This is a genomic window from Kitasatospora sp. NPDC057500, from assembly GCF_042802195.1.
In the GTDB taxonomy this organism is placed as follows: Bacteria; Actinomycetota; Actinomycetes; order Streptomycetales; family Streptomycetaceae; genus Kitasatospora.
In genome coordinates, this window is sequence record NZ_JBHVER010000249.1 from 1 (window position 1) to 10,279 (window position 10,279).

A 10,279-nucleotide genomic window follows, 5' to 3' on the forward strand; every position below is an offset into this window, starting at 1 on the left:
GAGGGGGCCCGCCCCGGTGTCTGGCCGAGACTGCGGTTACCCGGGGACGCCGGGGATGAGGCCGTCGCCCTCGGTCCGCAGCAGCTCGCGGACCTGGTCGATGGTGGCCTCGGCGTCCGGCAGGATCAGGTCGGACGGCTCCAGGGAATCGTCCGGCAGCGGGGTGCCGAATTCCTTCACCGCGCCGAGCAGCTCACCGAGCGCCCGGCGGAAGTGTTCCTCGTCCCCCGACTCCAGTGCGGTGAGGAGCTCCTCGTCGAGCTCGTTGAGCCGGTTCAGATGGGTCTCGCCCACCTCGAACTGGCCCTCACCCATGACCCTCATGATCATGCCGTGCGTCTCCCTGTTCCTGGGGATTTCTCCCGGAGGTGCTCCGGGGCGGAGCTCAGGTCACTTGTTGTAGTTGATCCGCGGGCTGTCCTGCTGCTGCGGCGCGGCGTCCTGCGGGCGGCCCTGCTCGATCGCCTGCGGGCCGGAGGCCGGGGAGCCGCCGGTCAGCTCGGCCTTCATCCGGGCCAGCTCCAGCTCGACGTCGGAGCCGCCGGCCACCCGCTCCAGCTCGGCCTCGATGTCGTCCTTGCGGCCGAGACCGCTGGCGTCGTCGAGCGCGCCGGAGGCCAGCAGCTCGTCGATCGCACCGGCCCGGGCCTGCATCTGCGCGGTCTTGTCCTCGGCCCGCTGGATCGCCAGACCGACGTCGCCCATCTCCTCCGAGATGCCGGAGAAGGACTCGGCGATCCGGGTCTGCGCCTGGGCCGCGGTGTAGGTGGCCTTGATGGTCTCCTTCTTGGTCCGGAAGGCGTCGACCTTGGCCTGCAGCCGCTGGGAGGCGAGCGTGAGCTTCTCCTCCTCGGCCTGGAGCTGCTGGTACTGCACCTGAAGGTCGTTGATCTGGGACTGCATGTTCGACTTGCGGGTCAGGGCCTCGCGGGCGAGGTCCTCCCGGCCGAGCGAGAGCGCCTTGCGGCCCTGGTCCTCGTACTTCGCCGACTGCTGCTGCAACTGGGTCAGCTGGAGTTCCAGGCGCTTGCGCGAGGTGGCCACGTCCGCGACGCCGCGACGCACCTTCTGCAGCAGCTCCAGCTGCTTCTGGTACGAATAATCCAGCGTCTCGCGCGGGTCCTCCGCCCGGTCCAGGGCCTTGTTCGCCTTGGAGCGGAAGATCAGCCCCATACGCTTCATGATTCCGTCGCTCATGGGCCTCGGGTGCCCCCTTCTCCGGCCTGCGGTCTCTATCTCGTTACCAGACACGACGAGTGTATGTGCAGCGAGCCCGTCGCCGCAGTGCACCTGCCTGCAACAAGCCTGCTACAGGTCGGTCCCGCAAAGCCTCCTCCGGGGGGTGGATTCCGTTCTCCTTCCACCCGCCGGTCAGCGGAGTGATCCCCTACGGGGAACCCCGGGGAAACCCGAAGCCGCCGGCCCGGGACGCGATCGATATGGGTTTGGTTCCCGGGGGACCGGAGAACGGAGTCCCGCACCCCGTACGCTGGTGGTGTGTTCCGACGCCGTTCAGATGATGCCGCTGCCTCCGCCGCCGTGCTGGAGAAGCAGGACGAGACGACCCAGCCCCGCGACCCGCAGGCGAAGAAGGGCCGGCCCACGCCCAAGCGCAGTGAGGCCGAAGCCAACCGGCGGACCCGGGTGAGCGTGCCCAAGGACCGCAAGGAGGCCGCCCGCCAGGCCCGCGACCGGGTGCGTGCCGAGCGCGAGAAGCAGCGCACCGCGCTGCTGGAGGGCGACGAGCGCCACCTGCCGGCCCGTGACAAGGGCCCGGTGCGCAAGTTCGCCCGCGACTACGTGGACGCCCGCTGGTCGCTGGCCGAGTTCTTCCTTCCGGCCGCCGTCCTCATCCTGGTGCTCAGCATCGTCAAGGTGCCGGCCCTCCAGCTGCTCTCCACGCTGCTGTTCCTGCTCTTCTTCGTCCTGGTGATCCTGGACTTCGTCCGGCTGGGCTTCGGCCTGCGCAAGCAGCTCGCCGAGCGCTTCGCCGGGCAGAACACCCGCGGCGCGGTCGCCTACGGCATGATGCGCATCCTGCAGATGCGCCGGCTGCGACTGCCCAAGCCGCAGGTGCGGCGCGGGGAGAAGCCCTGACCGCCGAACCGGTGGACTCCGGCTGGGCCCCTCCCGTCTGGGACGGGCCCGGCCTCTACGCGCTCCCCGGCCAGGGCGGCGGCGGCCACGACCGGGCCGCCCAGGAGCGCGGGTACGAGCGCGGCGGGTACGAGCTGACCGGGTACGAGCGGCGGCTGCCCTCGCGCAGCGGCTCCTTCGCCGGCGGCGCGGGCCCCTCCCCCGGGCGGCCCGGCTCGCTGCGCAACCTCGTCCGGCAGGAGATGGTCGCCCGGCAGCTCGCCGAGCAGCTCACCGGCCGCGCCGCGCAGCGCGTCCTCGACATCGGCTGCGGCCAGGGCACCCAGGCACTGCGGCTGGCCCGGGCCGGCCACTACGTCACCGGCATCGACTCCGACCCGGCCGCGCTGGGCACCGCCCAGGAGGTGCTCGCCGTGGAGCCCGACGCGGTGCGCGAGCGGGTCCAGCTGCTGATCGGCGACGGGCACCAGTGCGGGCGCTGGTTCGGGGCGCGCAGCTTCGACGTCGTGCTCTGCCACGGCGTGCTGATGTACCTGCCGGACCCCGATCCGATGATCGCCTCGCTGGCCCGGCTGCTCGCCCCCGGCGGGCTGCTCTCGCTGGTGGTGCGCAACCGCGACGCGCTCGCGCTGCGGCCCGCCGCGGCCGGCGACTGGCGGGCCGCCCTGGACGCCTTCGAGAGCGACCGGTACTACAACCGGCTCGGGCTGGCCGCCCGTGCCGACCGGATCGCCGACCTCACCGTCACCCTCTCCGAGGTGTCCGTGCCGCTGCGACACTGGTACGGCGTCCGGGTCTTCACCGACCACGCCCCCGACGACGCGGCGCCGGTCGACGGCCGCCAGCTCGCCCAGCTGCTGGAGGCCGAGGAGCGGGCCGGGCGCACCGACCCGTACCGGCGGGTCGCCGCGCTGCTGCACGTCGTCGGGATGAAGTAGCCGCCGGGACGCAGCGGCCGCCGCCCGCGCGGGCGGCGGCCGTCCGGCAGGGCTCAGTCCTCGTGCAGGCTCATCGTGTAGATCTCACGGTCGTCGTCCAGCAGCACGGCGCGGTCCACACCGTCCTCGGCCAGTTGCTTCCAGTTCTCCCCGATCCAGGTCTCCGCGTCCCCCTGGCCGGCGAACTCCTCCGCCTGCCCGCTGTCCGGGGCCACCACAGTGCCGTCCGCCTTCTCGTACCGCCACGTCCAGACCATGCCCGGCTCCTCCCGCCGACGATCAGCCATGCGCTGTGTGCGCACCCTAAGCCCTCAGGTTGCCCGGCGGGATCTTCGGTATGCGCGGTGCGCGAGGATGGGACGCATGACTCCTGACGCCCCGCTCCCCCGCACCCTCGTCCTCGGCGGCGCCCGGTCCGGCAAGTCCACCAGGGCCGAGCAGCTGCTCGCCCACCACGAGGACGTGCTGTACGTCGCCACCAGCGGGAGCCGGGTCGGCGACGCCGAGTGGGCGCAGCGGGTCGCGCTGCACCGGGAGCGGCGCCCGGCGGGCTGGCGCACCGCCGAGACCTGCGACCTGGAGGCGGTCCTGGCCGACACCGCCGACCCGGCGCCGGTGCTGGTCGACTGCCTGGCGCTGTGGCTGACCGCCGTGATGGACGAGTGCGGGGCCTGGGACGACGCGCTCTGGGCGGACGGCGGCGAGGCGGCGGTGCAGCGGCGGTGCGACGCGCTGGCGCTGGCCTGGGCCGGCACCGGGCGCCAGGTGGTGGCGGTCTCCAACGAGGTGGGCATGGGCGTCGTCCCGGCCACCGCGGCCGGCCGGCGGTTCCGGGACACCCTGGGCCGGCTCAACATGGCGGTCGCGGACGCCTCCGAGCGTGTGCTGCTGGTCGTCGCGGGGCAGGTTCTCACCGTCAAGCCCGCCGTCGGCTGAACAATCTGTCCACTCACCTCCGGGGCGCGTGAACAGCTGCGGCGTGTAGCCTTCCGGACGATGGACACGACCGTGGATCTCGATACGTTCTCCTCGCTCGTCGAGCGCCCCGACGAGAGCGCCCGGCGCGCCGCCGAGGAGCGGTGGCAGGCGCTGGACCGGCCGCGCAACGGCCTCGGCAAGCTGGAGGAGTTGGGCGCCTGGCTGTCGTCCGTACAGGGGTGCTCCCCGGTGCGGCCGCTGTCGGCGCCCAAGGTGGTGCTGTTCGCCGCCGACCACGGGGTGGCCCGGCTCGGGGTGTCGCGGCTGCCCGCGCAGGGCGGCACGGCGGCGCGGGTGCGGGCCGTGCTCGACGGCAACGCGCCGGTCGCGCTGCTCGCCCGGCGGTTCGGCGCCGGGGTGCGGGTGGTGGACGTCGCGGTCGACGCCGACGCGGCCGACTTCCCCGGTGAGGTGACGGCGCACCGGGTGCGGCGCGGCTCCGGGCGGATCGACGTCGAGGACGCGCTGAGCCCCGAGGAGACCGCCAAGGCGTTCCGGGCCGGTATGGCGGTGGCCGACGAGGAGGCCGACGCGGGGACCGACCTGGTGGTGCTGGGCGACCTCGGCGTCGGTGCGACCACGGTGGCGGCGGTGCTGGTCGGCGCGCTCTGCGGGACGGACGCGGCGGCGGTCACCGGACGCGGCTCGGGCATCGACGACCGGGTGTGGATGGTCAAGTGCGCGACGGTGCGGGACTCGCTGCGGCGGGCCCGTCCGGTGCTGGGCGACCAGCTGGCGCTGCTCGGGGCCACCGGCGGCGCGGACTTCGCGGCGATCACCGGCTTCCTGCTCCAGGCCGCGGTGCGCAAGCTGCCGGTGGTGCTGGACGGCGTGGTCTCGGCGGCCTGCGCGCTGGTCGCGCAGCGGATCGCGTTCCGGGCCCCGGAGTGGTGGCGGGCCGGGCAGAGCAGCGGCGAGCCCGCGCAGGCGAAGGCGTACGACCGGCTGACGCTGACGCCGTTGCAGGAGCAGGGCATCACCATGGGCGAGGGGGTCGGCGCGCTGATGGCGCTGCCGCTGCTCCAGGCCGCGGCGGACACGCTGGCCGAGAAGATGCCGGAGCCGTTCACCCCGGCGGCGCCGAAGGAGCCGGCCAGGCTGCCGACGGCGGCGGAGCTGCTGGGGAAGCTGTAGCAGGAGTCCGGGCCCGGGCCGCGTCGTGATGACCGGTCCGGGCCCTTTCGCTGTTCCGAGTGGTCGGTGGGTGGTCGGTGTGTGGGACGGGGTGCGGTTCGCGTTCGGGACCTTGTCGGTGGTGCCGGTGCGGGTGCGGCGGTGGGACCGGGAGGCCGGGGGGCGGGCGATGGTGCTCGCGCCGCTGGTCGGGGTGGTCCTGGGGGCGGTCGCGGCGGGCGCCGGCGCGCTGGTCGCCTGGCGTGCGGGCGGACTGCTCGGCGCGGTGGCGGCGGTCGCGGTGCTCGCGGTGCTCACCCGGGGCCTGCACCTGGACGGCCTCGCGGACGTCGCGGACGGCCTGGGCAGCGGGAAGCCCGCCGAGGACGCGCTGCGGATCATGAAGCAGTCGGACATCGGCCCGTTCGGGGTGCTCACCCTCGTCCTGGTGCTGCTGGCGCAGGTCGCGGCGCTGGCCGGGCAGTTCGCCGCCTCCCCGCTGCGCGGCGCGCTCGCGGTGCTCGCGGCAGCGGTGGCCGCGCGCTGCGCGCTCGCCTGGGGGTGTCTGCGGTCGGTGCCGGCGGCCCGTCCGGGCGGGCTGGGCGCGATGGTGGCGAGCACCGTGGCGCCGGGTGCGGCCCTCGCCTCGACGGTCGGCGCGGCGGCCCTCCTCGCCCTCGCCGGCGTGACTGACGGCCGGTCAATCGCCTTTCTGCCCCTGGCTTCTGCGCTGGGCGTCGGCGGAGCGTGGCTGCTGCTGCGGCGCTGTCGGCGGCGGTTCGGCGGGATCACCGGGGACGTGCTCGGCGCGATGGCGGAGACCGCCGCGACCGGCGGACTGCTGGCACTCGCGCTGCTGCGCTGAGGCGGACGCCCGGGGAAGGCACCAAAGGTCGTATGCCGAAAGGCGGTACACCGGGCGGCGCGTGATCCCAGCATGCGGACTACCATGCGGGGAGCACCGCAGCCCTGCACCGCCGCAGGTCCTGCCCGTCCGGCGCGCGTTGGGGCGCCGGGGCCTCTGGTGTGCGCGACCGCCGCGTCGGTGGGCGCGCGCAGCCAGGGGCCCCGGGCCCGGCGGACGCCGGCCGGTCGGCGGCCTGTCCGGCGGTCCCGGCTGCGCCGGTGCGGCACTCGCGCCGCGGCCGGTCGTGGACCGCGAAAGAACAGGACGTTTTACGTGACTGCATTGTCTGTGAGCACCTCCTCCGCCGCCTCGCTGCGCGCGGACGCCCTGGTGATCGGTGTGGCGAAGGGCCCCAAGGGCATCGTGCTGGCCCCCGGTGCCGAGGCCGTGGCCGAGGCGTTCGAGGGCAAGCTGGCCGAGGTTCTCAGCACGCTGGGCGCCACCGGCGCCGAGGGCGAGACCGTCAAGGTCCCCTCCCCCGCCGGCCTGAAGGCCGCGCTCGTGCTCGCGGTCGGTCTCGGTGACGCCGCCGAGGGCGGCTACGGGCTGGAGGCCCTGCGCCGCGCCGCCGGTGTCGCCGCCCGCACCCTGGCGGGTGCCAAGAAGGCCGCGCTGGCCCTGCCGGCCGAGTCGGCCGACGAGATCGAGGCCGTCGCGCTGGGCGCCCTGCTGGGTTCGTACGCGTTCGGCACCTACAAGAACAACGGCAACGGCGGCAAGGAGCCGGTCGGCGAGCTGGTGCTGCTGTCGACCCGCAAGGGCAGCAAGGAGGCCAAGGCCGCCGTCGAGCGCGCCCTGGTCGTCGGCGAGGAGATGAACCGCGCCCGCGACCTGGTCAACACCGCCCCGAACGACCTGAACCCGAAGTCCTTCGCCGCGCTCGCCCAGGCGGCCGGCAAGGAGCACGGCCTCAAGGTCGAGGTGCTGGACGAGAAGGCGCTGCTCAAGGGCGGCTTCGGCGGCCTGCTCGGCGTCGGCAACGGCTCGGTCAACCCGCCGCGGCTGGTGAAGGTGGCGTACACCCACCCGAAGGCCAAGGCCACCCTGGCGTTCGTCGGCAAGGGCATCACCTACGACTCGGGCGGCATCTCGCTGAAGCCGGCCGGCCACAACGAGACCATGAAGTGCGACATGGCCGGCGCCGCCGCGGTGTTCGCCGCCGTGGTCTCCGCCAAGCGCCTCGGCCTCCAGGTCAACGTCACCGCCTGGCTGGCGCTGGCGGAGAACATGCCGTCCGGCTCGGCCACCCGCCCGGGCGACGTGCTGCGCATGTACGGCGGCAAGACCGTCGAGGTGCTGAACACCGACGCCGAGGGCCGTCTGGTGCTGGCCGACGCCATCGTGCGGGCCGGCGAGGAGAAGCCGGACGTGATCGTCGACGTCGCCACCCTGACCGGCGCGATGATGATGGCGCTGGGCAACCGCACCTTCGGCGTGATGGCCAACGCCGACGAGCTGCGCGAGACCCTGCACACGGCCGCCGGCGAGGTGGGCGAGCAGTCCTGGCCGATGCCGCTGCCGGCCGAGCTGCGCAAGGGCATGACCGAGTCGACCGTCGCCGACCTGGCCAACATGGGCGAGCGGATGGGCGGCGGCCTGGTGGCCGGCCTGTTCCTGAAGGAGTTCGTGGCCGAGGGCATCGACTGGGCGCACCTGGACATCGCCGGCCCGGCGTTCCACGAGGGCGCGCCGTTCGGCTACACCCCCAAGGGCGGCACCGCCTCCGCGGTGCGCACCCTGGTCCGCTTCGCCGAGCAGAAGGCGGCGGGCGGCAAGGCCTGACGGCCGGGTACGACCGAGGGACGGGGTCCGGTGCGCACGCGCCGGACCCCGTCCGGCTTCCCGGGGCCGGTTACCTGCCGGTAGGGGGCGGGACCGCCCGCCGCACCCCTGTTCGCTGCGGGCGAAACTTTGTTCCGCAGTGCGGAACCGGGGGCTCCGCGGGCCCCGCGACCCTCCGCCCCTCCCCCTGTCAACACCGCTCTGAGCTGCGACGATGCCCCTCCGTCCGGGGTGTTCCCACCCCTGCGACCGCCCCTCGGGACACCCCTGGAGCGGACCCGGACATCAGCGGCCGCGAACAAGTGCGAAGATGTATTTCCGGCACGACTGGGCGCCCCACAAAGGCTTCCGACCCACCGGACCGCGACCGGCCCGGCGATCCACACCCCATTGCATGGAGGACGTGACGTGGCGAACGACGCCAGCACCGTTTTCGACGTAGTCATTCTCGGAGGCGGAAGCGGCGGTTACGCCGCGGCGCTCCGCGGCGCCCAGCTGGGCCTGAGCGTCGCCCTGATCGAGAAGGGTGAGCTGGGCGGTACCTGCCTGCACCGCGGCTGCATCCCGACCAAGGCGCTGCTGCACGCGGCCGAGATCGCCGACGAGACGAAGGAGGCCGCCGAGTTCGGCGTGCTGGCCACCTTCCAGGGCATCGACATCAACGGCGTCCACAAGTACAAGGACGACGTCATCGCCGGCCTGTACAAGGGCCTGCAGGGCCTGGTGGCGTCCCGCAAGGTCACCTTCATCCAGGGCGAGGGCAAGCTCTCCTCGCAGACCTCGGTGGACGTCAACGGCCAGCGCATCGAGGGCCGCCACATCGTCCTGGCGACCGGTTCCGTGCCGCGTTCGATCCCGGGCCTGGAGATCGACGGCAACCGCGTCATCTCCTCGGACCACGCCCTCAAGCTCGACCGCATCCCGAAGTCGGCCGTCATCCTCGGCGGCGGCGTGATCGGTGTCGAGTTCGCCTCCGTCTGGAAGTCGTTCGGCGTCGACGTCACCATCGTCGAGGCCCTGCCGCACCTGGTCCCGCTGGAGGACGAGAACTCCTCCAAGCTGCTGGAGCGCGCCTTCCGCAAGCGCGGCATCAAGTTCGAGCTGAAGGCCCGCTTCACCGGCGTCGAGTACACCGAGACCGGTGTGCGCGTCTCCACCGAGAACGGCAAGCAGATCGAGGCCGACCTGCTGCTCGTCGCCATCGGCCGCGGCCCGGTCTCGGCCGGCCTCGGCTACGAGGAGAACGGCGTCGCGATGGACCGCGGCTACGTCCTCGTCGACGAGTACATGCGCACCAACGTGCCGACCGTCTCGGCCGTCGGCGACCTCGCCCCGACCCTGCAGCTGGCGCACGTCGGCTTCGCCGAGGGCATCCTGGTCGCCGAGCGCCTGGCCGGCCTCAAGCCGGTGCCGATCGACTACGACGGCGTCCCGCGCGTGACCTACTCCAACCCCGAGGTGGCCTCCGTCGGCATCTCCGAGGCCAAGGCCGTCGAGCTGTACGGCAAGGAGAAGGTCGTCACCCTCAAGTACAACCTGGCCGGCAACGGCAAGAGCAAGATCCTGAAGACCGCCGGCGAGATCAAGCTCGTCCAGGTCAAGGACGGCGCCGTGGTCGGTGTCCACATGGTCGGCGCCCGCATGGGCGAGCAGGTCGGCGAGGCCCAGCTGATCTACAACTGGGAGGCCCTGCCGGCCGAGGTCGCGCAGCTCATCCACGCCCACCCGACCCAGTCCGAGGCCCTCGGCGAGGCGCACCTGGCGCTGGCCGGCAAGCCGCTGCACGCGCACGACTGATCGCGCCCCCATACCCCCCATTCCAGTTCGCAAGACTTGATAGGAGTCGCTGAAACCATGGCGGTCTCAGTAACACTGCCCGCGCTGGGCGAGAGCGTTTCCGAGGGCACCGTCACCCGTTGGCTGAAGGCCGAGGGTGAGCGCGTGGAGGTCGACGAGCCCCTGCTCGAGGTCTCCACCGACAAGGTCGACACCGAGATCCCGGCGCCGGCCTCCGGCATCCTGGCCTCGATCAAGGTCGGCGAGGACGAGACCGTCGAGGTCGGCGCCGAGCTGGCGATCATCGACGACGGCTCGGGCGCCCCGGTCGCCGCTCCGGCCCCGGCCGCGGAGGCCGCTCCGGCCGCCGCCCCGGCTCCGGTCGCGGAGGCCCCGGCCGCCGCTCCGGCGCCGGTGGCCGAGGCCCCGGCCGCTCCCGCCGCCGCTCCGGCCGCCCCGGCCGGCGACGCCACCCCGGTGCTGCTGCCCGCGCTGGGCGAGTCGGTCACCGAGGGCACCGTCACCCGCTGGCTGAAGGCCGAGGGCGACACCGTCGAGGTCGACGAGCCGCTGCTGGAGGTCTCCACCGACAAGGTCGACACCGAGATCCCGTCGCCGGTCGCCGGCACGCTGGTGAAGATCCTGGTCGGCGAGGACGAGACCGCCGAGGTCGGCGCCCAGCTCGCGC

At 73.4% G+C, this 10,279-nt stretch carries 11 protein-coding genes; 8 read left to right on the forward strand and 3 right to left on the reverse strand.

Annotated elements, in window-relative coordinates; genetic code table 11:
- Positions 1–36: 36 nt before the first annotated feature.
- The gene (locus ACFU74_RS33005; RefSeq protein WP_380763524.1) at positions 37–330 is read right to left on the reverse strand and encodes a hypothetical protein; all 294 of its coding nucleotides are present in this window, start codon (positions 328–330) and stop codon (positions 37–39) included.
- Positions 331–390: 60 nt separating this feature from the next.
- Positions 391–1,182, reverse strand: coding sequence for a PspA/IM30 family protein (locus ACFU74_RS33010; protein WP_380763525.1), 792 nt, complete (start codon positions 1,180–1,182; stop codon positions 391–393).
- 315 nt (positions 1,183–1,497) lie between these two features.
- On the opposite strand from ACFU74_RS33010, the gene ACFU74_RS33015 reads away from it, so the two are divergent.
- The gene (locus tag ACFU74_RS33015) at positions 1,498–2,097 is read left to right on the forward strand and encodes a DUF3043 domain-containing protein (protein ID WP_380763527.1); all 600 of its coding nucleotides are present in this window, start codon (positions 1,498–1,500) and stop codon (positions 2,095–2,097) included.
- 242 nt (positions 2,098–2,339) lie between these two features.
- The gene (locus ACFU74_RS33020; protein WP_380763543.1) at positions 2,340–3,035 is read left to right on the forward strand and encodes a class I SAM-dependent methyltransferase; all 696 of its coding nucleotides are present in this window, start codon (positions 2,340–2,342) and stop codon (positions 3,033–3,035) included.
- A gap of 53 nt (positions 3,036–3,088) precedes the next feature.
- Here ACFU74_RS33020 and ACFU74_RS33025 read toward each other — a convergent pair whose 3' ends face one another.
- Positions 3,089–3,322, reverse strand: coding sequence for a hypothetical protein (locus tag ACFU74_RS33025; protein WP_380763529.1), 234 nt, complete (start codon positions 3,320–3,322; stop codon positions 3,089–3,091).
- A gap of 76 nt (positions 3,323–3,398) precedes the next feature.
- Between ACFU74_RS33025 and cobU the strand changes: the two genes are divergently transcribed.
- From cobU to ACFU74_RS33055, 6 genes are all read left to right on the forward strand, one after another.
- Entirely contained in the window at positions 3,399–3,971 is a 573-nt protein-coding gene (cobU, locus tag ACFU74_RS33030) for a bifunctional adenosylcobinamide kinase/adenosylcobinamide-phosphate guanylyltransferase (protein ID WP_380763531.1), read from the forward strand.
- Between the two features lie 60 nt (positions 3,972–4,031).
- Positions 4,032–5,147: a nicotinate-nucleotide--dimethylbenzimidazole phosphoribosyltransferase gene (locus ACFU74_RS33035; protein WP_380763533.1), complete on the forward strand. Its 1,116-nt coding sequence runs from the start codon at positions 4,032–4,034 to the stop codon at positions 5,145–5,147.
- A 28-nt stretch (positions 5,148–5,175) separates the two neighbouring features.
- Positions 5,176–5,991 carry an adenosylcobinamide-GDP ribazoletransferase gene (locus ACFU74_RS33040; RefSeq protein WP_380763535.1) on the forward strand — a complete coding sequence of 272 codons (816 nt, stop codon included), beginning with the start codon at positions 5,176–5,178 and terminating at the stop codon, positions 5,989–5,991.
- Between the two features lie 315 nt (positions 5,992–6,306).
- Positions 6,307–7,815, forward strand: a complete 1,509-nt coding sequence (locus tag ACFU74_RS33045; protein ID WP_380763537.1) for a leucyl aminopeptidase — start codon at positions 6,307–6,309, stop codon at positions 7,813–7,815.
- A gap of 390 nt (positions 7,816–8,205) precedes the next feature.
- A complete protein-coding gene (gene lpdA, locus ACFU74_RS33050; RefSeq protein ID WP_380763539.1) occupies positions 8,206–9,612 on the forward strand; it encodes a dihydrolipoyl dehydrogenase in 1,407 nt (468 codons plus the stop codon).
- 57 nt (positions 9,613–9,669) lie between these two features.
- A partial coding sequence (locus ACFU74_RS33055; protein WP_380763541.1) for a biotin/lipoyl-containing protein occupies positions 9,670–10,279 on the forward strand: 610 nt, incomplete at its 3' end.